The 21,888-nt window shown below is 64.3% G+C and carries 22 protein-coding genes; 5 read left to right on the forward strand and 17 right to left on the reverse strand.

What is annotated here, in order from left to right:
- Window positions 1-5 precede the first annotated feature (5 nt).
- Together DC363_RS07315 and phaR are read left to right on the forward strand one after the other, a co-directional pair.
- Complete coding sequence (locus DC363_RS07315; RefSeq protein WP_108640481.1) at window positions 6-455, forward strand: phasin family protein; 450 nt, start codon at window positions 6-8, stop codon at window positions 453-455.
- A gap of 189 nt (window positions 456-644) precedes the next feature.
- Complete coding sequence (gene phaR, locus DC363_RS07320; RefSeq protein ID WP_108640482.1) at window positions 645-1,205, forward strand: polyhydroxyalkanoate synthesis repressor PhaR; 561 nt, start codon at window positions 645-647, stop codon at window positions 1,203-1,205.
- 4 nt (window positions 1,206-1,209) lie between these two features.
- Here the strand turns inward: phaR and DC363_RS07325 are convergent, their stop codons facing one another.
- From DC363_RS07325 to secG, 15 genes are all read right to left on the reverse strand, one after another.
- Complete coding sequence (locus DC363_RS07325; RefSeq protein ID WP_108640483.1) at window positions 1,210-2,391, reverse strand: DegT/DnrJ/EryC1/StrS family aminotransferase; 1,182 nt, start codon at window positions 2,389-2,391, stop codon at window positions 1,210-1,212.
- Window positions 2,392-2,476: 85 nt separating this feature from the next.
- Entirely contained in the window at window positions 2,477-3,784 is a 1,308-nt protein-coding gene (locus tag DC363_RS07330) for an NAD(P)/FAD-dependent oxidoreductase (protein WP_108640484.1), read from the reverse strand.
- Between the two features lie 4 nt (window positions 3,785-3,788).
- On the reverse strand, window positions 3,789-4,904 hold the full coding sequence (locus tag DC363_RS07335) for a hypothetical protein (protein WP_108640486.1): 1,116 nt from the start codon (window positions 4,902-4,904) through the stop codon (window positions 3,789-3,791).
- A complete protein-coding gene (locus tag DC363_RS07340) occupies window positions 4,901-6,253 on the reverse strand; it encodes a glutamine synthetase family protein (RefSeq protein ID WP_108640487.1) in 1,353 nt (450 codons plus the stop codon). Before DC363_RS07340 ends, DC363_RS07335 begins: the two co-directional genes overlap by 4 nt.
- Window positions 6,250-6,927, reverse strand: a complete 678-nt coding sequence (locus DC363_RS07345) for a type 1 glutamine amidotransferase (RefSeq protein WP_108640488.1) — start codon at window positions 6,925-6,927, stop codon at window positions 6,250-6,252. Before DC363_RS07345 ends, DC363_RS07340 begins: the two co-directional genes overlap by 4 nt.
- Before the next feature lie 125 nt (window positions 6,928-7,052).
- Window positions 7,053-8,381, reverse strand: a complete 1,329-nt coding sequence (locus tag DC363_RS07350) for a glutamine synthetase family protein (protein ID WP_108640489.1) — start codon at window positions 8,379-8,381, stop codon at window positions 7,053-7,055.
- A 5-nt stretch (window positions 8,382-8,386) separates the two neighbouring features.
- Complete coding sequence (locus DC363_RS07355; RefSeq protein ID WP_108640650.1) at window positions 8,387-9,196, reverse strand: ABC transporter permease; 810 nt, start codon at window positions 9,194-9,196, stop codon at window positions 8,387-8,389.
- On the reverse strand, window positions 9,196-10,080 hold the full coding sequence (locus DC363_RS07360) for an ABC transporter permease (RefSeq protein ID WP_108640491.1): 885 nt from the start codon (window positions 10,078-10,080) through the stop codon (window positions 9,196-9,198). Before DC363_RS07360 ends, DC363_RS07355 begins: the two co-directional genes overlap by 1 nt.
- Window positions 10,081-10,168: 88 nt before the next feature.
- The gene (locus DC363_RS07365; RefSeq protein ID WP_108640651.1) at window positions 10,169-10,894 is read right to left on the reverse strand and encodes a transporter substrate-binding domain-containing protein; all 726 of its coding nucleotides are present in this window, start codon (window positions 10,892-10,894) and stop codon (window positions 10,169-10,171) included.
- Window positions 10,895-10,983: 89 nt separating this feature from the next.
- Window positions 10,984-11,754: an ABC transporter ATP-binding protein gene (locus tag DC363_RS07370; protein ID WP_108640492.1), complete on the reverse strand. Its 771-nt coding sequence runs from the start codon at window positions 11,752-11,754 to the stop codon at window positions 10,984-10,986.
- A gap of 86 nt (window positions 11,755-11,840) precedes the next feature.
- Window positions 11,841-12,278 (reverse strand): tellurite resistance TerB family protein, encoded by a 438-nt coding sequence (locus DC363_RS07375; protein WP_108640493.1) that lies wholly within the window; start codon window positions 12,276-12,278, stop codon window positions 11,841-11,843.
- Between the two features lie 37 nt (window positions 12,279-12,315).
- Window positions 12,316-12,744, reverse strand: a complete 429-nt coding sequence (locus DC363_RS07380; protein WP_108640494.1) for a tellurite resistance TerB family protein — start codon at window positions 12,742-12,744, stop codon at window positions 12,316-12,318.
- 37 nt (window positions 12,745-12,781) lie between these two features.
- On the reverse strand, window positions 12,782-13,552 hold the full coding sequence (locus DC363_RS07385; RefSeq protein ID WP_108640652.1) for a 23S rRNA (adenine(2030)-N(6))-methyltransferase RlmJ: 771 nt from the start codon (window positions 13,550-13,552) through the stop codon (window positions 12,782-12,784).
- Window positions 13,553-13,679: 127 nt separating this feature from the next.
- The gene (locus DC363_RS07390) at window positions 13,680-15,323 is read right to left on the reverse strand and encodes a CTP synthase (protein WP_108640495.1); all 1,644 of its coding nucleotides are present in this window, start codon (window positions 15,321-15,323) and stop codon (window positions 13,680-13,682) included.
- A 209-nt stretch (window positions 15,324-15,532) separates the two neighbouring features.
- Window positions 15,533-15,895, reverse strand: a complete 363-nt coding sequence (gene secG, locus DC363_RS07395; RefSeq protein WP_108640496.1) for a preprotein translocase subunit SecG — start codon at window positions 15,893-15,895, stop codon at window positions 15,533-15,535.
- A gap of 172 nt (window positions 15,896-16,067) precedes the next feature.
- On the opposite strand from secG, the gene DC363_RS07400 reads away from it, so the two are divergent.
- Window positions 16,068-17,363: an adenylosuccinate synthase gene (locus tag DC363_RS07400; RefSeq protein ID WP_108640497.1), complete on the forward strand. Its 1,296-nt coding sequence runs from the start codon at window positions 16,068-16,070 to the stop codon at window positions 17,361-17,363.
- A 4-nt stretch (window positions 17,364-17,367) separates the two neighbouring features.
- A complete protein-coding gene (locus tag DC363_RS07405) occupies window positions 17,368-17,613 on the forward strand; it encodes a DUF2842 domain-containing protein (RefSeq protein WP_108640498.1) in 246 nt (81 codons plus the stop codon).
- Between the two features lie 78 nt (window positions 17,614-17,691).
- Here DC363_RS07405 and DC363_RS07410 read toward each other — a convergent pair whose 3' ends face one another.
- A complete protein-coding gene (locus tag DC363_RS07410; protein WP_146180759.1) occupies window positions 17,692-20,052 on the reverse strand; it encodes a hypothetical protein in 2,361 nt (786 codons plus the stop codon).
- Window positions 20,053-20,229: 177 nt separating this feature from the next.
- Here DC363_RS07410 and DC363_RS07415 point away from each other — a divergent pair, with 177 nt between their 5' ends.
- On the forward strand, window positions 20,230-20,862 hold the full coding sequence (locus DC363_RS07415; RefSeq protein ID WP_108640500.1) for a thiamine diphosphokinase: 633 nt from the start codon (window positions 20,230-20,232) through the stop codon (window positions 20,860-20,862).
- Here DC363_RS07415 and DC363_RS07420 read toward each other — a convergent pair.
- The gene (locus DC363_RS07420; RefSeq protein ID WP_241962955.1) at window positions 20,795-21,712 is read right to left on the reverse strand and encodes a DMT family transporter; all 918 of its coding nucleotides are present in this window, start codon (window positions 21,710-21,712) and stop codon (window positions 20,795-20,797) included. The genes DC363_RS07415 and DC363_RS07420 overlap by 68 nt on opposite strands.
- Between the last annotated feature and the right edge of the window lie 176 nt (window positions 21,713-21,888).

Genomic DNA, 21,888 nt, shown 5'->3' on the forward strand with positions numbered 1-21,888 from the left:
CCAAAATGGCTGCCAAGACACAAGATTTCACCGCTGTCCTCAAAGACATGATGGGCGCATTCCCCGTGGACACCAAAGCCATGGAAGACGCCTACAAGACGCAGACGTCGCTGAACGAAAAGCTTTCGGCCGTCTCGATCGACGCCGCGCAGAAATCCACCGAACTGTCCGCCAAGTGGGCACAGGACACGCTGTCCAAGATGACCTCGCTGACCGCTGCCAAGGCCGAGCCTGCAGACTACGCCAAATCCGTCACCGACTTCGCCTCGGCCTCTGCCGAAGCCGCAGCCGAGCACATGGCCGCTTTCGCCGAGATCGCGAAAAAGGTTCAGACCGAAACGCTTGAGCTGATGATGGCTGCCGGCAAGGACATCTCCGAAGACATGTCTGCCGCTGCCAAAAAGGCCCAGTCGGACATGACGACGGCCGCCAAGAAAGCCACTGCTGCTAAGTAAGTGAGCCACCCGACCGCGCGCCACCCTCCCTTGGTGCGTCGGTTGACCCCGAAGCCGTGCTGTTCCTCCCGCAGCACGGCTTTTTCGTGTCCGCATGGCCGATATGACCGGATGCACAGAAGTCTTTCCATTTGCGCACATGCGGCATAGGCTTCTCTGCACTGCAACAATGCTTCGGGAGGGCGCCCTTTGGCCAAAGCCTCACAGCCACTTTTGATCAAACGCTATGCCAGTCGGCGGCTCTACAACACCGAGACCAGCGACTATGTCACGCTTGAGGATATCGCGACCTTCATCCGCGACGGGCGCGAGGTGCAGATCGTCGATCTGAAATCCGGCGACGACCTGACGCGGCAATATCTGTTGCAGATCATCGCAGAGCACGAAAGCCGCGGCGAAAGCGTCTTGCCGGTGAACGTGCTGACCGATCTGGTGCGGTCCTACACCTCGCAGTCCATGTCCGTTGTGCCGCAATTCCTTGCCCAATCCTTCGAGATGTTGCAAAGCGGCCAGTCGAAGATGATGGAGAACATGGGCGCGATCAATCCGTTGACGCAGATGCCCGGCTTCGAGGCGATGAAAACCCAGCAAGAAGCCTTCATGAAGGCCATGACCGGCGGCATGATGCCGGGGCAGGGCGCGCCGCAAGGCGACCAGTCCCGCAAATCCGGCGACAGCGCCGAGGACCTGAGTGAGATCAAGGCCGAACTGGCAGCCCTTCAAGAAAAGCTGTCGAAACTTAGTAAATAGGCCCTCAGGCGGCGCGGCGCTGACGGGCGACCTGCGCCGCTTGCAGCAGCACCTGCGCGATCACATCGCAGTCCGCCAGCGACAGCCGCGCCGGAAGCCGCACGTCACAGGCCCGCATGAGCATGGCGCGGGTCTTGGGAAGCTCCGGCAGATCCCCCAGAAACTGCCAGTTCCAGAAGGCGCGCGCGTTGTCCTGCGACTGGCCGAAGATCTGCACCTTGAGGCCAAGCTCTGCCGCAGCATCGGCGAACGCACGGCATTGCGCGTCGTCGAACCCCACAAGGTTGAACTGGATCGAATCCGGCGCCCGCCGTTCCCCGGCAAGGGGGGCGGGCACATGCAGGTTCTCGCAGGTGTTGAGACGGGCCGCGACGTGATCGTGATTGCGCAACCCGTTGGCCACTCGCCGTGCCAGCTCGGGCAATTGCGGGCGGATAATCGCGGCAGACAGGTTCGACAGGCGCAAATTGTAAAGCGGCAGCTTGTTCTGCCATGTCTGCATGACCTCGGCCGGGATCGCGTGTTTTTGCCAGGCGTGTTCATAGGCCCCGGACATGATGATCGCCCGCGCCGCAAGGTCGGCGTCGTCGGTCACCAGAATGCCGCCTTCGCCCGCGTTGACCATCTTGTAGCTTTGAAAAGAAAAGCAGCCGATCTTGCCAAGGGTGCCGATCTTGCGTCCGTTCCAGGTGGTGCCAAGGCTGTGGGCCGCGTCCTCGATCACCGGGATGCCGGCGGCGTCGCAAGCGGCCATGATCGCGTCCATGTCCGACGTGTGGCCCCGCATGTGGCTGATCAGAACGGCATCGGCCTGCGGCAGTTTCGCGGCGAAATCCTCCATGTCGATCCGGTAGTCCGCCCCGCATTCCACCAGCACCGGCACGCAGTCCGCATGGACCACCGAAGAGGGCACGGCGGCAAAGGTAAAGGCGGGGATCAGCACCTTTACGCCGCGCGGCAAGTCCAGCGCTTTCAGCGACAGGAACAGCGCCGCCGAACAGCTTGAGACCGCAAGCGCATAGGTGCTTCCCATGAGGGCCGCGAATTCTTGCTCGAGCAGCGTCACGGGGGCGTCTTGCGCCGCGGTGTAGCGGAACAGGTCGGCGCTTTGCAAAAGGCGCGTCACCTCGCCCAGCGCGGCGTCGGGAATGGGTTCCGCGTCATAGACGTTGGGAATGTCGGTCATCTGCTCGGCCTCTTGTCTGGGCATGTCGCACGGCGGGTAGCACGAAACCGCCGGCAGGTCCAAGCCATGGCGGAATGGGTGGCGGTCAGACGCCAAGCCGGTCGCGCAGGCCATACCACGTCATCGCGGCGGCCAGCAGCGGCGCGCGCAGCAGGGTGCCACCCGGGAAGGCCGGTGTCGGCAGTTGCGCGAAAATGTCGAAGCGTTCGGCCTGACCGCGCACCGCTTCAGCCATGAGGCGACCGGCCAGCCCCGAGAGCGCAACCCCGTGGCCCGAATAGCCCCCCGCGCTGAGGATGTTCGGCGCAGCGCGGGTGATCAGCGGCAGGCGGTGTCGGGTGATGCCCAACGTCCCGCCCCACGTATAGTCAATCGCGACGCCCGCAAGCTGCGGGAACATGCGTTCCATGCGCCGTCGCAGGGCCGGTTCGATCCGCCGGGGGAAGGCGACGGAATAATTCGCGCGGCCCCCGAAGAGCAGGCGTTTGTCTTCGGACAGACGGAAATAATTGACCACGAACTTGCTGTCGGCCACAGCGATATCCTCACGCAGGACGTCCGTCGCGCGCTCCCCCAGCGGTTCGGTCGCCGCGATGAAGGAATTGAGCGGCATGGTCCGTGCCGCCACCTTGCGGTCGAGGTTCGTCAGATAGCCGTTGCCCGCAAGGATCACGAAGGACGCGCTGACGCGACCCTGTCCGGTGGCAACGGTGACGCGCGCACCGGGGTCCAGATGATGCACCTCCGAGCGCTCGAAAATCTGTGCCCCGGCCCGTTCGGCCGCGCGGGCAAGGCCCAGCACGTAGCGCAACGGGTGGATATGCCCCGCGCCCCGGTCGATCAGCCCGCCCTGATACTGTGGCGCATTGACCGAGGCCTGAAAGGCGTCCCGCGTCAGCCCCTCGGCCGCGCTGTAATCATAGGTGCGGCGCAAGAAATCGACCTCGTCGCGCAGGTCGCGGGCCTCGGTCGCGGAATAGGCGCCGTGGGCGACCCCGGGGCGGAAGCGCGCCTCGGGCGCGTGGGCGGAGAGCCGCGATTTCAGCAAGGCCTTGGCTTCTTCCGTCATGTCCCACAGCGCGCGGGCGGGGGCCTTGCCGATGCGCGCGGCGATCCAGCGTTGATCCTGATTGAAGCCCGAGCCCACTTGCCCGCCGTTGCGCCCCGACGCGCCCCAACCTGCGCGATGGGCATCGAGCACGATCACCGACAGGCCGGCTTCGGCCAGCTCGAGCGCCGCCATCAGGCCGGTATAGCCCGCGCCGACGATGCAGACATCCGCCCGGTGCTGGCCCCGCAGGGCGCGCCGCTCGGACGGGATCGGGGTGGTGTCCGCGTACCAGCTGCGGGGGAAATGTCCGGGGCGGTCGTTACGATAGAGCGCGTTGGACATGGGCCTAGGGCGCTTCGCGCAGGTCGTAATAATTCAGGTAATAGCTTTCGCTGCGCCAGTCGAAGGCCCGTGCGGCATCGGTGCGGCCGCCTTCGATTCTCAGCACGTAGCAGTCCAGACAGTCCGCCCCCAGCGTGGCCGAGACGAACTCCGAGAAGCGGGCGTCGGTGTCCACCTGATTGCGTGTGGCTTCCGTCAGCGCGTTGTAAACATCGGCGGGCAGGGTGGTGACGCCGTTGATCCGGGCCCGCACGGTGAAGAAACGTGCGTCGGTAAAGGGGATCGGCGCGCCGTTCACCAGCACGGGCTGGTTGTTATCGGCGTCTGCGAGGATCGCGGCGGGCAGCTCGGTCACGCGGACCCAGTCAAGGCTGGCCCCCTCGGGTAGAAGCGGGGTGATTGCCGTCTGCACAAGGGCTTCGTGCAGGGCGGGGTTGAAGGCGACGTCGGTGGTGACGACGGTGGGCAGTTCAACGATCAGATGGCTGGGGCGGCGGGGCAGGGGGAAATCCACCAGCGGGCGGCGGTCCAGCAACATGAAGTCGGGGGTCTGGGCGATGGCCTCGATGGTTTCGAGATAGGCGTCGTAATCGCTGAACTCGTCCATCACCGGCTGGAACGGGACCGCGTGATCGGTCAGGCCCGCGAAGTTCAGATCGGGGCTGTCGCCGAAGTGGCCGCAGGTGCCGTTGGGACAGGTGACGCTGGCGATCAGCACGTCGTCACGGAAGATCTGCGCGATCACTTCGTCGGGGGTCTCGGCCATCATCGACACCAGCAGGCTGCCCGCAGCCTCTCCGTCGGGGGTCATCGTGTTGACATAGGCGCGGTCTTGCGCGGCGCGCAGGGCGTCTTGGTCGCGGATGATCAGACGTTCGGTGTCCGCATCCGGCGGGAACAACACCAGCGTGATCTCACCTTCGTCGAAGTTGATCCCGCGCAGGAAGAAGAGCTTTTCAACTTCCGGCGTGGCCGGCGCTTCGGAGGCCGGGTTGGGGCCATCCGGCGTGCCCGTGGTGATCAGCGACGGCTCACCCTCTGTGCCCTTGGCGAGGTAGAACGCGCCAAAGGCCAGAAGGCCGGCAATCGCCAGCACCGCAAGGGACGCCAGTCGGATCATACGTTAAGCAGGAGGTGTTCACGCTCCCACGGGCTGATCACATGCAGGAATTCTTCATATTCCGCACGTTTCACAATGGAATAGACACGGGCAAAGTCGGGCCCCAGAAGGTCATGCATGGCGGTGTTTTCATCAAAAAGTTCAAGCGCGGAATACAGACCCTGCGGCAACTCTCCTTCTCCGGCGTAAGCGTCGCCGTCGAAACGTTTGTCGGGACGCAGGCCCTGTTTGATGCCCAGATACCCACAGGCCAATGAGGCCGCAATGCATAAATAGGGGTTGCAATCCATTCCCGCGAGGCGGTTTTCGATGCGCCGTGCCTCGGGCGAGGACAGCGGCACCCGGAGCCCGGTCGTGCGGTTGTCGCGCGCCCATTCCAGATTGATCGGGGCGGCGTGGTCCTTCACGTAGCGGCGGTAGCTGTTCACGTAGGGCGCCATCACCGCGATGACGCTGGGCAGGTGCTGCTGCAACCCGCCGATGAACTGGAAAAACGCGTCCGTTTCACCGCCCTGCGGGCCGGTGAAGATGTTGCGCCCGTCGCGATCAAGGATCGAATGGTGCACGTGCATGGCGCTGCCTGGCTCGTTCTCGATCGGTTTGGCCATGAAGGTCGCGAAACAATTGTGCTTGAGCGCCGCCTCTTTCAGCAGACGTTTGAAAAAGAAGACTTGATCGGCCAGCTCGACCGGATCCCCGTGGTTGAGGTTGATCTCAAGCTGGCCCGCGCCGCCCTCTTGCGTGATGCCGTCGATTTCGAACCCCTGGATCTCGGCGAATTCATAGATGTCGTCGATCACCGGGCCGTAGTCGTCGACGGCGGTCATGGAATAGGCCTGTCGCGCGGCGGCGGGGCGGCCCGAGCGGCCGATCATCGGGTCGATCGGTTTGGCCGGGTCGGTGTTCGGCGCAACAAGGAAGAACTCCATCTCGGGGGCCACGACGGGCGTCCAGCCCTCGGCCTCATAAAGGGCGACGACGCGCTTGAGCACGTTGCGGGGCGAGAACTGGATCAGATTGCCCTTGCGGTCATAGGCGTCATGGATGACCTGCAGCGTCCCATCGGTGGCCCATGGGGCGGCGGTGGCGGTGCTGTAGTCGGGCTTGAGGATCATATCAGGCTCAATAAAGCCATCCTCGCCGGCCGCTTCCCCCCAGCCGCCGGTGATCGTCTGGAAAAAGATCGATTCAGGCAGGTGGAACTGGGTCTGTTTTTCCCATTTCGCCGCGGGCACGGCCTTGCCCCGGGCGATGCCGGGCAGATCGCCGATCATGCATTCGACCTCATCGAGGCGGTTGGCCTCAAGGTAGTCGCGGGCGGCTTGCGGGATCTGGTTGAGCCAGCTCATGGGTGGGCCTCTTTGAAGAATGCGCCGATGCGGGTGGCCAGAACATCGCTGTCCACCTCTTTGCGCAGGTTGGCTTTGGCGGTGTCGATCAGCTCGGGCGGGACGGTGCCCGCGCGGGCGACGATCAGCCCGTTGATGAAGGTGGAATCGAATTCGGGATGGGCTTGCACGGTGAAGGCGCGGGTGCCGTAAACCAGTGCGGCGTTTTCGCAATGGCCGTTGCGGGCGATGGGCGTGGCATCGGCGGGGCGGCGCGTGACCTGATCCTGATGCCAGGCGTTGAGGGCAAGGGTTTCGCCATCCCAATCGTAGGTCTGCCGCCCCACGGCCCAGCCGCCTTCGAACTTCTCGACCCGACCGCCGAGCGCCTGGGCGATGATCTGGTGACCGAAACAGATCCCCACCAGCGGGCGGCCTTCGTCATAGATGGCGCGAATCAGACCTTCGAGCCGCGCGATCCACGGCAGGTCTTCGTAAGCTGCGTGTTTGGAGCCTGTGATCAGCCAACCGTCGCAAACCTTGTGGCTTTCGGGGAAGTCGCCATCGCAGACCGCATAGGTTTCGAAGGTGAACCCCTGACCCGCAAGCAGTTTTTCGAACAGGTTGTTGACGTCACCGGTGATCGGGCGCAGCTCATCTGGAGCGTGGCCAGTTTGTAGAATGCCGATTTTCATGAAGCACCAATAGGTTGATTTGCGCCGAGCGTAGTCGGCCTTGCGCAGGGGCACAAGCGTCGAGCCACGCTGAAAGCGGCCCTCCGGGGGGAGTTTGTCCGGGTCAGATGAAGCGAGGGCGGGGGTCAGACCGTGTCGAGGTAGAGATCGATACGCTCTTCCGGGGAGAGGTCCGCGAACTCTTTGCATTCCTGTCGCTTGGTGGCGACGAGGTTGCGGATCAGCTCGGCCGGGAAAATGCGCGCGATATGCGGGTCGGCCTCAAAGGCGTCGATGGCGTCGGACCAGTTGCCGGGCAGTTGTGGCAGGCGCTGGTCATAGGCATTGCCGGCGATGGGGGCCGGCGGCTGTTGTGCGTCTTCGATGCCGGTGAGCGCGGCGCCCAGCACCACGGCAAGCATCAGGTAGGGGTTCACATCGCCACCCGCGACGCGGTGTTCGATGCGGCGCCCCTTGGGGTTCCCGCCCGGGACGCGGATCGCGGCGGTGCGGTTTTCGTAGGCCCAGCAGATCGACGTGGGCGCGTGGGCGTTGGGCACCAGCCGGTCGTAGGAATTGCCATGGGGGGCAAGGATCAGGGCGCTGGCGGGCAGGGCGGCCATGCAGCCGGCGATGGCGTGCTGCAGAAGGTCCGTGCCCTCGGGCCCGCCATTGTCGAAGATGTTGTTGCCCTCGGCGTCGAGCACCGAGAAATGCACATGCATGCCGTTGCCGGAATATTCCGGATAGGGTTTCGCCATGAAACTGGCAGCGAAGCCGTGTTTCCGGGCGATGCCGCGGACCAGCAGCTTGAACAGCCAGGTGTCGTCGGCGGCTTTCATGGCGTCGCCGTGGCTGAGGTTGATTTCGAACTGGCCAAGACCGGCCTCGGAGATTGCGGTCTCGGCGGGGATGTCCATGGCTTCAGCCCCGTCGTAGAGGGCGGTGAAATATGTGTCGAAGGCGTCCAGCGCCCGCAGCGACAGGATTTCCGCGCCGGGGCGGCGTTTGCCTGAACGGGGCGAGGGCACAACTTGCAGGTCCTTGCCGCTGTCGTCCACGAGGTAGAATTCAAGCTCGGTGCCGCAGATCGGGGTCAGGCCGCGTGCCTTGTACCGCGCCAGCACCGCAGCGAGCGCATGACGCGGGTCGCCTTCATAGGGGCGGCCGTCTTCGCGATACATCCACACGGGCAACAGGGCGGTCGGATTGTCGACCCAGGGCATGGGCATGAAGCCGCGCTCGGTGGGCAGGCAGACGCCATCGGGGTCGCCGGCTTCGAACACCAGCGGGGAATCGTCGATATCCTCCCCCCAGATGTCGAGGTTCAACGCCGAGAGCGGAAAGCGCGTGCCGTCCTGTTCGATCTTCTGTGCAAAGCGCGTGGGGATGCGCTTGCCCCGGGCGACGCCGTTGAGGTCGGAGGCGGCCACGCGAATGGCCTTGATGTGGGGATGGTCGTGAAGCCAGGACATGGATGTTACCGGATCAGTTGCGGGCGGAAGCGGAAGCGCGTGCGCTTCGCCTCTTGCGGCAGGTGGCGGTTCAGTCTTGCGCCGATCCGGCCCATCAGCGTGATGATCACGAGGGTGAGCAGAATGAAATAGCCCGCAAGGATCGGGTAGGGCACGAAGGGGTTGAAGGTCTTGTCGGCGAAGTAGCTGGCGTAATAGAGCGCGTCGCCCTTTTGCTGCCACGCCGGGAAGCCGCTGAAATAGACAAGGGTGGTGGAGTGGAACAGGAAGATCGCTTCATTCGTGTAGGCGGGCCACGCCAAACGCAGCATTGTAGGCCAGATCACGCGGCGAAAGCGCGACCACCCGGACAGGCCATAGGCGTCCGCGGCTTCGATGTCGCCCTTGGGAATGGATTGCAGCGCGCCGTAGAAAATCTCGCCCGTGTAGGCGGAGGTGTTGAGGAACAACACCAGCAGCGCGCCCAGCCATGCGGCAGTGAACGGGTCGAAGAACGGGTATTGCCCTTTGAGCGCCAGAAACAGGAAGTAGGCGAAAAAGAACTGGATGAACAGCGGCGAGCCGCGGAAGATGAAGATGAACCATTCGCTGGATTTACGCAGGACCGGGTTGCGCGCAGCCTTTCCCAGCGCCACGGCGGTGGCCAGAAAGAACCCTGCCAGCAGCGACAACACGCCGAAGTAGATGTTCCACAACATGCCCGAGCCGATCAGCGTGAACTGCTGGCACAGAGTGAAATTCTCTCGCGGCAGGAGGCGTTCGCCGATGCCGATGGAACGCAGCCCGTAGTCAGCGATTGTGTCGAGACATTCCATCATGCGGCGGCCCTGCGTTGGGCTTCACCGCCCGATGTGGCCTGTCCGGCGGTCAGGCGGCGCATCACCCGGTCCAGGACGATTTCGGACAGGCGGGTGAAGGCAAGGTAGAAGACAAGCAGCACCAGAAAATACCACACGCGCCAGTCGCCGTGGGGGTAATCGGTGAAGCGCGGGGTCTTTGTGCCGCCCAGCTCGCGCGCCCAATAGACGATATCCTCGACCCCCAGCAGGAACAAAAGCGGCGTGGCCTTGATCAGGACCATCCACAGATTGCCCAGCCCCGGCAGCGCATAGACCCACATCTGCGGCACGATGATCCGCCAGAAGGACTGGCGCCGGGTCATGCCGTAAGCTTCGGCGGTCTCGATCTGTGGTTTGGGCACCGCGCGCATGGCCCCGAAAAGCACGTTGCCCGCGAAGGCCCCGAAGACGATGGCGAAGGTGAAAACGGCGATGAAATAGCCGTAGGTTTCATGCACCCACTGCGGCGCGTTGCCCAAAGGCATTTTTGCCGCCTGACAGACGATGAAATCGTTGCCCTGCCGGATCGTGTCGGGCCAGTCGGGGCATTTGATCTTGTGGCGCAGGTATTCGATGCCCTGATCAAGGGCGATGACGAAGAACAGGAAAAAGGCGATGTCGGGCACGCCGCGCACGATGGCGATATAACCTTTGCCGAACCACGACAGGGGCGCGATGGTGCTGCGTGCGGCGATGGCCCCGCCGAAGCCGAAGATCAGCGCCAGCGGCGCGGTGATCGCCAGCAGGGTCAGAACCGTCAGGAACGACCAATAGAACCCCATGTGCTTGCCTGTGGTCAGGTAGCAGGCGAGCCACTGGACGGACTCGAGCGTTTCGGGATCTGCGCAAAAGCTGAAAATGGCGGGACCTTCGGGGACGGGGTGGCGCGGTCAACGGCTCAGGAGGAGCGCCGCGCCCGCCGGTTGTCCGGGGGCGCGGCGGATGGGCTTATTCGAAGAGCGAGGCGACTTCCCACTTCGAGATCAGCTCATTGAGCGAGCCATCATCCTTCATGGACTGGATCGCCGCATCGAACTTCTCGCGCAGCTCGGTGTCGCTTTCCCGCAGACCCATGCCGACGCCGCCGCCCAACGCGACCGTCTGCTCAAGCATGATCAGATCGTCCTGCCCCTCAATCGCGCCCGCAAGATAGGACTGGTCGGCAAAGACCGCGTCAGCCTCACCGGCGCGCACGGCGGCGATGGTTTCTTCGGGGGTTGCGAATTCCACCAGCGTCCAGCCCTGATCAGCGATGTAGCCGGCCTGGATGGTGCCGGTCTGTGCGGCGATCACGCTGTTGGCGGGGTCGAGATCCTCGGTCATGGCGACGAAGGCTGTTGGGTCCGCAGGCGTGTATTCCTGTGTGAAGTCGATGATTTCGTCACGCTCGGGCGTGATCGACATGCCAGCGATGATGGTGTCGTAGTTGCCCGACACGAGGTTTGGAATGATGCTGTCCCAGTCGTTGGTGACCCATTCGCAGGTCAGCTCGGCACGCGCGCACAGCTCATCGCCCAGTTCCCGTTCGAAGCCGTCAACCTCACCGGCGTCGTTGATGAAGTTCCACGGGGCATAAGCGCCCTCGGTGCCCATGCGCACGACAGAGTGGGACTCTGCAAACGCCATGGAGGAGGTGAGCGCAAGCGCTGCGGTCGTGAGGATCAGGTTTTTCATCATGTTTCTCCCGTTGATGAGGGGCGACTCGTTGCATGGTCACCCCGACTGTCGCGCAGAATTGTCTGCCCGCGACAAAATGGCAATGGTTAAGCGGATTGCGTGACCGAAAGGAAACCGCGCAGGCGTTCCGATTGCGGCGCGTCGAAGACCGCTTCGGGCGGGCCTTCCTCCTCGATCAGTCCCTGATGCAGGAAGACGACGTGGTCGGAAATGTCCCGGGCCATGCGCATGTCGTGGGTGACCACCAGCATGGTGCGTCCCTCAGCGGCGAGATCCTTGATGACCTTCACCACCTCCTGCTCGAGCTCGGGATCAAGGGCGGAGGTCGGCTCGTCAAAGAGCAGCGCTTTCGGCTCCATGCACAGCGCCCGCGCAATGGCGGCACGCTGTTGCTGCCCGCCGGACAGTTGCGCCGGATAGACGTCACATTTGTCGCCAATGCCCACCTTGTCGAGATAGGCGCGCGCGCTGGCCTCAACCTCCGCCCGGTCGCGTTTGAGCACCGTGAGCGGTGCCTCCATCACGTTTTGCAGGATCGTCATATGGGACCAGAGGTTGAACTGCTGGAACACCATGGACAGGTTGGTGCGGATGCGGATCATCTGCGCGTGATCGCCCGGATGCCGGTGCAGGCCCGTGCCTTTCCAGACCACCGGCTCACCACAAAAGATCACGTCACCCTCCTGGCTGTCCTCAAGCAGGTTGGCGCAGCGCAGAAGGGTCGATTTGCCCGACCCGGAGGACCCGATCAGGCTGACGACATGGCCCGCGGGCGCGGTCACGTCGACGCCCTTGAGCACTTCAAGAGCGCTGTAGGACTTGTGGAGATTGCGGATTTCGATCACCGGATCGGTCATGGGCCCTCATGCGCTGGTGCGCCGATGCGGCGCGGATCCGCATGAGTAGGGCGCAATCCCGCGCAAAATGCAACGGTCTTGCTGCGTCAGCTTCGTTCGACGCGCTGACGGATCTTGTGGCTGTCCTGATCGGTCACCCCAAGCAGCGGCGCGACCATGCGGAGCAGCGCATCCTCGTGCTTATCGCGGTCGCCATCGACCAGAACGACGGACCACATGGCTTCGATCACCGCCTCGCGATTCTCGTAGGGGACGGCGTCCTTGATGGCTCGGGTGAAGCGCACGGTATCAGGGGCTTCGGCCTCGGCGGCCTCACATTCTTGCCGCAGATCGGCGGCGGCGGGGGCGTCCAGCCCGTAGCGGCGCATCAGGATGGCGTCGATCTTCGCGGCTTCGGCGGCGTCATAGGTGCCATCGGAGCGGGCCACCCGCACCAGCAACGCGCCAAGGGCCAGGCGTGCGTCGGTTTCATCCATCGGGGCGGGGTCGGGCGCGGTCAGGCGTTTGAAAAAATCAGCAAGCATGAGGGGGATATAGGGGGCGCAGCGCCGAAGACCAACCCTATCTGCGCAAGGCGGTCGCTTCGTCGAGGGTCATGCCGAAAGTGCGGGTCGCGATCATCACGACCTGCGCTTCGGTGTCGTCGCGTCGCCCATCGGCATCGGCCACCTGCCAGAGCGCTTGCACCAAGGCATCCCGTTCGGTGCGGGTGACCGTGTCCGACAGGATATGCGCCAGATCCTCGGTCTTTGGCATGGCGGCTTCCAGCTTCTCGCATTCCGCCCGCATCCGCGCGGCCTCGACCACGTTCAGATCGTAAAGGCTGGCCAGCAAATGGTCGATTTCCTCAATCTCCTGAAACAGATAGACGCCATCGGCCTTGGCCACCCGGACCAGCAGGGCGCCCAAAGCGTGGCGCGCATCCGCCTGGGGTATTTCGGTGGCGCCGGGGGCGGGCGCGCGGAGCAGGGACAAGAGACGATCAAACATGCCGCAAGTGTAGGCCGCCGGGCCGCACCCGCAAGAGTCAAAGGGCCGCAAACCTGTCCGAAAGCGCTTTTAACGCACCATCAAGCCCCCAGGGCGCGTTGACGACGAACAGGCCCGAGCCCACCATCTTGTGACCCTCGCGCGCGGGCGGAAAGCGCACCTCGTGGCGCAGGGCGTCGGGCAAGGCCGCAGTGAGCGCGCGAACCATGCCGCGATGCCGCTCGTCCGTCAGGATCGGATACCACAGCATCAGCACCCCAACCGGCCAGATCCGCGCAATCCGTGCAAGGTGCCGGGGCAGGTCCGTATAGTCGCTTTTCACCTCGTAGGACGGATCGACCAGCAGCAGCCCCCGCCGCGGCGTCGGAGGGCAGAGCGAATAGGCCATGTCGAACCCGTCCTGCAGATGGATATGCGCGCCGGGCACCGAAGCCTGCAACGCCGCCCCTTCCGCCGGGTGCAATTCCGCCACATGCAGACGATCCTCGGGGCGCAGCAAGCGCGAGGCGATCCAGGGCGACCCGGGATAGGCCGTGTCCCCATGTTCGTCGCGACAACCGGCCAGAACGGCGCGGTAGGGGTGGTCAGCCTCGAACCAATCTTCCACCTGCCCGATCCCGGCCTCTGCCTCTCCGGTCTTCACCGCCTCGGGGGCGGCCAGATCATAAAGCCCGCGCCCGCCGTGGGTCTCAAGATAGCTGATCGGTTTGTCCTTGCGGGTCATGTAGCTCAACACCCACGCCAGTGCCGCGTGTTTGTGCACATCGGCCAGATTGCCCGCGTGATAGAGGTGTTGATACGACAGCATCGCGAAAGCCTCATCTTTGCTTTTCAAATATCCCGGGGGACGCCCGTCAGGGCGGGGGGCAGCGCCCCCAAGCGCCGCCCGCGTGGCACCCCGCCGTCAACAGGTCAGCGCCTGCGGCCCCGGCCTCTTAAACCAGCCGCGAGGTGTCGACCGCCGCCCGCACGAAGTCCGCAAACAGGGGATGCGGTGCGAAGGGTTTGGATTTCAGCTCGGGGTGGAACTGCACGCCGATGAACCAGGGGTGATCCGTCCATTCGACGATCTCGGGCAGCTTGCCGTCGGGCGACATGCCCGAGAAACACAGGCCCGCCGTCTCCAGCGGTTCACGGTACTTGGTGTCGACCTCGTAGCGATGTCGGTGACGTTCCTCGATCGCGGTGGTGCCGTAGATGTCCGCCACTTTCGAGCCTTCGACCAGCGTCGCGTCATAGGAGCCAAGGCGCATGGTGCCGCCTTTGGCGTCATCGGCCTTGCGTTTGACCTTGGCGTTGCCCTGCACCCATTCCTTGAGGTGATAGACCACCGGCTCGAACCGCTTCAGCCCCGCCTCGTGGTCGAACTCTTCCGAGCCTGCGCCGGTCACGCCGGCCACGTTGCGTGCGGCTTCGATCACCGCCATCTGCATGCCCAGACAGATCCCGAGGTAGGGGATCTTGCGGGTGCGGGCGAATTCAGCCGCCTTGATTTTGCCTTCGGTGCCGCGTTCGCCAAAGCCGCCGGGGACAAGGATCGCGTGGAACCCTTCCAGATGCGGGGCCGCATCCTCGCGGTCGAAGACTTCTGCATCGACCCATGAGACATTGACCTTCACCCGGTTGGCCATCCCGCCGTGGGTCAGGGCCTCCTTGATGGATTTATAGGCATCTTCAAGCTGGGTGTATTTGCCGACGATGGCGACGTTCACCTCGCCTTCGTAGTTGTGGATGCGGTCATAGACGTCGTTCCAGATGCGCAGGTCCGGGCGCGGCGCAGGCGAGATGTTGAACGCGTCCAGCACCGCCTGATCCAGCCCCTGCTTGTGATAGGCCAGCGGGGCCTCGTAAATGGATTTGAGGTCATAGGCCGGCACGACCGCCTCTTTGCGGACGTTGCAGAACAGCGCGATCTTTTCGCGTTCCTTGTCCGGGATCGGATGCTCGGACCGGCAGACAAGGATATCGGGGGCGATACCGATGCTTTGCAATTCCTTGACCGAGTGCTGCGTCGGCTTGGTCTTGAGCTCTCCACTGGCCGCGAGATAGGGCAGCAGCGTCAGGTGCATGAAGATGCACTGGCCGCGCGGCATGTCGTGGCTGAACTGGCGGATCGCCTCGAAGAAGGGCAGACCTTCGATGTCGCCCACGGTGCCGCCGATCTCGCAGAGCATGAAATCGACCTCATCCTCACCGATGTGAAGGAAATCCTTGATCTCGTTGGTGACGTGGGGGACGACCTGAATGGTCTTGCCCAGATAGTCGCCGCGCCGCTCTTTCTCGAGCACCGTGGAATAGACCCGCCCCGACGAGACCGAGTCGGTCATCCGCGCGGGCACACCGGTGAAGCGTTCGTAGTGGCCCAGATCAAGGTCGGTCTCGGCGCCGTCGTCGGTGACGAACACTTCGCCATGCTCGAAGGGCGACATCGTGCCGGGATCGACGTTGAGGTAGGGGTCAAGCTTGCGCAGCCGGACCGAGTAGCCCCGCGCCTGCAGCAGCGATCCAAGCGCCGCCGAAGCCAGACCCTTGCCCAGCGAAGAGACAACGCCGCCGGTGATGAAAATAAAACGCGCCATGAACCGGAAACCCCCGTGAAGTCCGTCAAAAAGTGGTTGGACAGGGCGCCGGCCAAAACACGTCGGTGCCCTGTATCACGGGATTTAATCTTAATCGGATTCGGGGGGGACTGGCAACCAGACACCCCCGCGATCTAGGACAAAAACCGCAATAGCTAGTGGTTAGAGTGACTTAGCCCCGCAACCGGTTGTGGGGCCTTTCGTCGGTGTCAGTCAACGTCCGGGGTCAGGGGATCGGCGCTGCCGCCCGCAGTCGGGGGCAGCAGGCTTTCGCCTTCGCTCGGGGCTTCATCGGACTGCGTGGCCGGCGGCAACAGGCCGTCGCCATCCACGACCGAGGCATCGCTGGCCTTTTGTGCCGCAAGGATCGTCAGCGCGATCGAGGTGCAGATGAAGGCCACCGCAAGGATCCATGTCACCTTGCCCAGTGCCGTGGCTGCCGCGCGGCCGGTCATGGCCCCGCCACCGCCGCCGCCAATGCCAAGGCCGCCGCCCTCGGAGCGCTGCAGAAGAACCACGCCAATCAGGGACAGCGCGAGCAGCAGGTGGACGACAAGAACGACATTTTCCATGGATCAGACCTTTGGCGGATAGACGCGTGGTATCTAGAAGCGAACGGCCCGTGCCGCAACCCCCGAAACGCGGCGCGCCGGAGCGGGACCGCCGCGTGCGGCATTTGCCCACTTTCCCCCTTGGGCGCGATGCCCTAGAAGGTGCTCGGATTTGACCCGAGGGGATTCAACAATGGCGAACGTAGTGGTTGTCGGCGCACAGTGGGGCGACGAAGGCAAAGGCAAGATCGTGGACTGGCTGTCCGAACGCGCGGATGTGATCGCGCGGTTTCAGGGCGGTCACAATGCGGGCCACACGCTCGTTATTGATGGCAAGGTCTACAAGCTGCACGCGCTGCCCTCGGGCGTGGTGCGTGGCGGCAAGCTCAGCGTCATCGGCAACGGCGTGGTGCTGGACCCCTGGCACCTGCTCAAAGAGATCGAGACGATCGAAGGGCAGGGGGTCGAGATCAACCCCGAGAACCTGATGATCGCCGAGAACACGCCGCTGATCCTGCCCTTCCACGGTGAGCTGGACCGCGCCCGCGAAGAGGCGGCGAGCAAGGGCACCAAGATCGGTACCACCGGACGCGGCATCGGCCCGTGCTATGAAGACAAGGTTGGCCGTCGCGCCATTCGGGTCGCCGATCTGGCCGATCCGGCGACGCTGGAAGCCCGTGTCGACCGCGCCTTGCAGCACCATGATCCGCTGCGCAAGGGTCTCGGCGTTGAGGCGATCGACCGCGACGCGCTGATCGCCCAACTGCAAGAGATTGCGCCGAAGATCCTGCCCTTTGCCGCCCCGGTCTGGAAGGTGCTGGCCGAGAAGCGCAAGGCTGGCAAGCGCATCCTGTTCGAAGGGGCGCAAGGCGCGCTTCTGGACATCGATTTCGGAACCTATCCCTTCGTAACCTCGTCGAATGTGATCGCGGGGCAGGCGGCAACGGGCGTGGGGCTTGGGCCCACGGCGATTGATTACGTGCTGGGCATCGTAAAGGCCTACACGACCCGCGTGGGCGAAGGCCCGTTCCCGACCGAGCTTGACGACGAAGATGGCCAGCGTCTGGGTGAGCGGGGGCACGAGTTCGGCACCACCACGGGTCGCAAACGCCGCTGTGGCTGGTTCGACGCAGCCCTGCTGCGCCAGACCTGCGCCACCTCCGGCATCACGGGCATCTGTCTGACCAAGCTGGACGTGCTCGACGGGTTCGAGACGCTCAACATCTGTGTGGGCTATGAGCTGGATGGCGAGCGGCTGGACTATCTGCCCACTGCCGCCGACCAACAGGCCCGCTGCACCCCGATTTACGAAGAAATGCCCGGTTGGTCCGAAAGCACCGAAGGCGCGCGCTCTTGGGCGGATCTGCCCGCGGCGGCGATCAAATATGTGCGCCGGGTGGAAGAGCTGATCGAATGCCCGGTGGCTCTGGTCTCGACCTCGCCCGAGCGTGAGGACACGATCCTCGTCACCGACCCCTTCGCGGACTGATCCGGTGGCCCTGTCCTACAAGGCGCGCAGGCGCTGGTCGCTGGTGGTGCTGCTGATCGCCTTGCCGGTCTATGTCGTGGTTGCGGTGAGCGTGCTGAACTGGCTTTACCCCGACCCCATGGCGCGCCCGCCGATCTGGGTGGAGTTGTCGATTTATGTCGGTTTGGGTGTGCTCTGGGCGTTTCCGCTCAAGGCGGTGTTCAAAGGCATCGGACAGGCGGACCCGGAGGCAGAGGACGCGGGCGAGTAGCCGCGAGACACAGGTGCCGGAAACAAAAACGGCGCGGGGGGAAACCCTCGCGCCGTTTGCTTTGGTCTGGTGGTGCGGTCAGCCCGCGCGCCGCTCCGGGTTGAAGCGGCTGTCATCAGCCACTTGGAAACGCCCGTTGCGCACCTTGGTGAAGCGTCCGTCCTGCAACAGTTTGGCAAAGCTGCGCAGACCGTCCTCGCGGTTAAAATCGTCGCTGGCGACCGTGCGCACCCGGCGCAGGATCTGCGGGCGGGAGAACTCTTCCGCGCCTTCGACAAACGCGGTGTAGGCCGCTGCGGCCTCAAGCAGGTCGGGCAGGTCTTTGGCACCCATGCGTTCGGCAAACTCGGCGAAGGAGCCGCCGGAGGCGCCAACGTTCTCGGACCGGCTGGCCGAGACTCGGCGCGGGGTGACCGGACCCTCGCGCTTTTCCGCTTTGGGCAGGTCGACCCGTTGCGACGCCACGAGTTTCAGCGGCGCAGGGCGGGGCCGTTCGGTGCGGGTGGTGCCGCGCACCACGGGGCGGGGTCGCGGGGCCGCACTTTCGGGGCGCACCACCTCGGACAGGTCGTTGCGGAAGGCGTTCTCGACATCCTGGTCGTCGTCGTCCGTCTCGCCGACCTGACGGGCGGCCTCTTTGGCGGCGACAGCGGCCTTGAGTTGCGCAATCGCCTCGCGGCGGCGGCTGCCTTCGGGTTCTTTCAGTTGGGCGTCGGTCTCGGACATCAGCCGCTCAAGTGCTGCGTCGTCGACCTGCGGCTCATCGGTGAGGAAGGCATTGGCCGTTGGCGCGTCGTCCTCATTGTCCGATGTGGCCGGTTCGGGGGCGTCATCCGCTGATGCGTCCTTGGTCAGCGTGAGCGTGCTGTCGTCGCCGACATCCGTGCCAGCGTCCGGGCCTGCAACGGGGGCTTCTGCGTCCTCATCGTCCTCATCCGCAAGGGCGCGCAGGTCGTCGGCAAGCTCGGCGTCAATACCGGGATCGTCGGCGATGACCAGACCGGAGTCGTCGAAATCGCTGTCTTCGAGGTATTCATCAAGCTCGTCAGCCCCGTCGAGCAGCCCGAGGTCGGGTGCGGCCTCGACCGGCTGCGCCGCCTTGGCCTTTTCGAAGTCCGCCCGCTTCATGCGGACGACGCGGGCCCGGGGCGGTTTGGGGTGCGAAGCTTCGGTCGGTGCGGTATCTTTTGCAGCATCCGCGTCAACGGGCTCGGCCGCGTCTTCGGCAGGGGCTACATCCGCGCTGTCGCCATCCGCAGAATGCCGCGCCATAACGCGGGAGATCATGTCGGTGCCGGAGTCGTCTTCCGACTCGGTCTCGTCGGTCGCAGCCTCAGCCTCAACCGGCTGGTCCTCAGCCTGAACGTCGGTCGATGGCTCGTGGTCCTTGGAGGCGGCTTCGGACGTGTCGGCCTTCTGCTCCTCGGGGGTGCTGTCAGGCGCTGCGGCGTCGTGCTGCTGCAGATCGGTGCTGTCGGTTGCGGCGTCCGGGGTGTCGGCGTCCGCGGTGTCGGACCGGGGCAGGACCTGCTCGGTCAGATCGTCCGAGGGCGCGATGGTAGCACTTTTGCCCACGACCGCGCGAATGCGCTGCAGCTTGGCGGCAACGCTGTCGGCATCGGGGTGGGCAGGGGCCTCGTCCAGTTGTGGCGCGGGCGCGGTTTCAGCCTTTGTGTCGCCCTGCGGAGCCTCGGCCTGAGCCTCGGACGCCGTCTCGGCTTCGCTTGAAGGCGACGGCGCTGCAAGCTCTTCGTTTTCATCCACGGGGAACGCCTCGGGGGCTTCCGCCTCGGGCGCGTCGTCGGTGGTTTCTGCCTCAGAAGTTTGGGCCTCCGCCGGGGCCTGCGGCTCCGCATGCGGTGTGCCCGTCTGATCCGATGTCTTTTCCGGCGCATTCGCGGCGTCGATTTTGGCTGTGGCTTCCGCTTCGGCGCGGGCCCGGGCTTCGGCTTTCTCTGCCGCTTTCCGCGCGGCCTTCGCCTTGGCCTTGGCCGCCTTGCGCGCGGCCTTCTCGGCGGCTTTCTTCGCTTTGCGGGCCGCTTTCGCTTCCGCTTCGGCGGCTTTGGCGGCCGCATCTTCGGCAGTGTCTTCGACCTTGTCCGCGGTCACCTCTTCGGCGTCCTCATCCTCAGCCGCCTCGGGCGCGCGTTTGGCGGTGGGCGCGTCGTCGGTCTGATCGCTGATCTGGGCCGCGCGCAGCACAATGCCGCCGTCGTCCATACGGGCGTCGACGCGGCGCGAAATCTCGCGCTCGGCGATCTTGGCCAGCATTTCCGCATCCGGCGTTGGCGGTTCGGCCCCGAAATACCTATCGTCTGCGGCCAGACCGCGAAAATATTCCGCAATCGCCTTCATCGTGTTGAAGGAATCGTCGAACCCTTCCAATGTGCACGAGAAAGTGCCGTATGAGACGGTAAGAATCTTACTTGTTCCAACCATTGTGTACTCGCTTTCTTCCCATCCAGTGACCGTCTGTTTACCATCAATTGGTTCGCAAACCGGAACAGAACCGCGTTATATTGGGTATTATTTCGTGGCGGTTTTGGGGCAGGTTTCCAAAGACAGGGGTAATCAGACGTGATCCAGCCGATTGTTGCAAGTGCGTGTCCAATCACCATGATCGGCGGAGGGGATGTTTCGCCAGATACCCTTTCAGAGGCGTTAAAATGGGGCGAAACGGTGGTTTGCGCCGATGGCGGGGCCGATGTTGCGCTGCGTGCGGGGCTGCGGCCTGCGGCGGTGATCGGCGATCTGGATTCGATCTCGGGCGATGCGCGGGCGGCATTTGACGCGGTGCTGCACCCGGTGGCCGAGCAGGACAGCACCGATTTCGACAAGGCTTTGCGCCATGTGGCCGCGCCGCTGGTGATCGGGGTGGGGTTTCTGGGGCGGCGGTTCGACCACTCGCTCGCCGCGCTGCACGTGCTGTTGAAGTATCGCCACCGGCCCGTGATTCTTCTGGGTGAGGATGATGTCGTCTTCGTGCCGCCGCCGGTGCTGGTGCTCGACACGGACACGGGGCAGCGGGTGTCGCTGTTGCCGCTGATGCCGGGACGTGTCAGCACCCGAGGCCTACGGTGGGACGTGGCGGGGGCCGAGATGTCGATGGCGGCTTTCATCGGCTCATCCAACGAGGCCACCGGCCCGCAGGTCGAGGTGCGCAGCGACGGCGGGCTGGCGCTTATCCTTCCACGGGCGGCATTGGGTGCGGCGGTGCGAGCCGTGCAAGCCGCCGTTCCCGCAGGATGATGTAAAGACCTGCTGCGATAGTGATGCAGATGCCAAGGGCGGCCAGACCGTTGGGCAGGTCGCGGAACACCAGATAGCCGATCACGGTCCCGATGGGGATTTCCAGATATTGCATGGGTGCCAGCGTGGCCGACGGCGCGAACCGCAGGCTCCAGGTCATCAGCAGATGCGCGAATGTGCCCAGCGCGCCCAGAGCGATGAGGAGCCACCACGTGCCTTCGTCCATCTCCGAAAGCGTCAGCCGGTCCGTTTCGGGAAACAGCAGCAGCGCGGCGCCCAGAACCGGCACCGCCATGATGCCGGACAGGGCCTGCATGCCGATGGGGTCCACCTCTTTTGCGATGGCGCGGGTCACCAGCATGAAAAGCGAAAACACCACCGCAACCCCCATGGGCAGCAAGGCCGGCGCGCCGACATCGACGAAGTTCGGCTGCACGACCAGCAACGTGCCTGCGAACCCAACGGCGCAGGCGGCAAGACGGTGGGGGCCCACCTCTTCATGCAGGAACACCTTGCCCAGAAGCAGCATGATGAACGGCATGACAAAGGCGATGGCGATGGCATCCGCCAGCGGGAGGTATTGCAGCGAGGTGAACATCAGACCGATTCCGGCGATGTGGAGCACCGTGCGCAGGGCGGTCATCCGGATCAGCCAGGCGCCACGGGGAAGGGGATAGCCCGCCAGCCAGACCAGCGGCATCAGCAAGATGACTTGGGCGGCAAAGCGCACAAAGACCAGAAAGCCTACGGACAGCTCATCGCCCAACAGCTTCGCCATGGCGTCCCCAAGGGGCGCCAGCATGCAAAAACCAAGCATCAGGATGATGCCAAGAAACGGGCGGTCGATCATGGACGCAGGCTAGGTCCGCGCGGGGGCGGGGTCCAGTGGCCACGGGTGTTACGGACCACGGGTATCGGGCGCGTGGTCGTCGGTGTTGACGAACGGCTTATCCCGGCGACGGAGTTGCATAGCAAAAGGCAGGCGCGGCGCTCTGTTAGGGTGCCAGCAGATCAAACGCCCGCCTC

The organism is Thalassorhabdomicrobium marinisediminis (genome assembly GCF_003072065.1).
In the GTDB taxonomy this organism is placed as follows: Bacteria; Pseudomonadota; Alphaproteobacteria; order Rhodobacterales; family Rhodobacteraceae; genus Octadecabacter; species Octadecabacter marinisediminis.

What these genes read in the sequence shown, in the direction of transcription:
- DC363_RS07315 (WP_108640481.1), top strand. Translation starts at nt 6, where the DNA reads ATGGCTGCCAAGACACAAGATTTCACCGCTGTCCTCAAAGACATGATG.
- DC363_RS07325 (WP_108640483.1), bottom strand. Translation starts at nt 2,391, where the DNA reads ATGACCGACATTCCCAACGTCTATGACGCGGAACCCATTCCCGACGCC.
- DC363_RS07330 (WP_108640484.1), bottom strand. Translation starts at nt 3,784, where the DNA reads ATGTCCAACGCGCTCTATCGTAACGACCGCCCCGGACATTTCCCCCGC.
- DC363_RS07335 (WP_108640486.1), bottom strand. Translation starts at nt 4,904, where the DNA reads ATGATCCGACTGGCGTCCCTTGCGGTGCTGGCGATTGCCGGCCTTCTG.
- DC363_RS07340 (WP_108640487.1), bottom strand. Translation starts at nt 6,253, where the DNA reads ATGAGCTGGCTCAACCAGATCCCGCAAGCCGCCCGCGACTACCTTGAG.
- DC363_RS07345 (WP_108640488.1), bottom strand. Translation starts at nt 6,927, where the DNA reads ATGAAAATCGGCATTCTACAAACTGGCCACGCTCCAGATGAGCTGCGC.
- DC363_RS07350 (WP_108640489.1), bottom strand. Translation starts at nt 8,381, where the DNA reads ATGTCCTGGCTTCACGACCATCCCCACATCAAGGCCATTCGCGTGGCC.
- DC363_RS07355 (WP_108640650.1), bottom strand. Translation starts at nt 9,196, where the DNA reads ATGGAATGTCTCGACACAATCGCTGACTACGGGCTGCGTTCCATCGGC.
- DC363_RS07365 (WP_108640651.1), bottom strand. Translation starts at nt 10,894, where the DNA reads ATGAAAAACCTGATCCTCACGACCGCAGCGCTTGCGCTCACCTCCTCC.
- DC363_RS07370 (WP_108640492.1), bottom strand. Translation starts at nt 11,754, where the DNA reads ATGACCGATCCGGTGATCGAAATCCGCAATCTCCACAAGTCCTACAGC.
- DC363_RS07375 (WP_108640493.1), bottom strand. Translation starts at nt 12,278, where the DNA reads ATGCTTGCTGATTTTTTCAAACGCCTGACCGCGCCCGACCCCGCCCCG.
- DC363_RS07380 (WP_108640494.1), bottom strand. Translation starts at nt 12,744, where the DNA reads ATGTTTGATCGTCTCTTGTCCCTGCTCCGCGCGCCCGCCCCCGGCGCC.
- DC363_RS07385 (WP_108640652.1), bottom strand. Translation starts at nt 13,552, where the DNA reads ATGCTGTCGTATCAACACCTCTATCACGCGGGCAATCTGGCCGATGTG.
- DC363_RS07390 (WP_108640495.1), bottom strand. Translation starts at nt 15,323, where the DNA reads ATGGCGCGTTTTATTTTCATCACCGGCGGCGTTGTCTCTTCGCTGGGC.
- secG (WP_108640496.1), bottom strand. Translation starts at nt 15,895, where the DNA reads ATGGAAAATGTCGTTCTTGTCGTCCACCTGCTGCTCGCGCTGTCCCTG.
- DC363_RS07400 (WP_108640497.1), top strand. Translation starts at nt 16,068, where the DNA reads ATGGCGAACGTAGTGGTTGTCGGCGCACAGTGGGGCGACGAAGGCAAA.
- DC363_RS07410 (WP_146180759.1), bottom strand. Translation starts at nt 20,052, where the DNA reads ATGGTTGGAACAAGTAAGATTCTTACCGTCTCATACGGCACTTTCTCG.
- DC363_RS07415 (WP_108640500.1), top strand. Translation starts at nt 20,230, where the DNA reads ATGATCGGCGGAGGGGATGTTTCGCCAGATACCCTTTCAGAGGCGTTA.
- DC363_RS07420 (WP_241962955.1), bottom strand. Translation starts at nt 21,712, where the DNA reads ATGATCGACCGCCCGTTTCTTGGCATCATCCTGATGCTTGGTTTTTGC.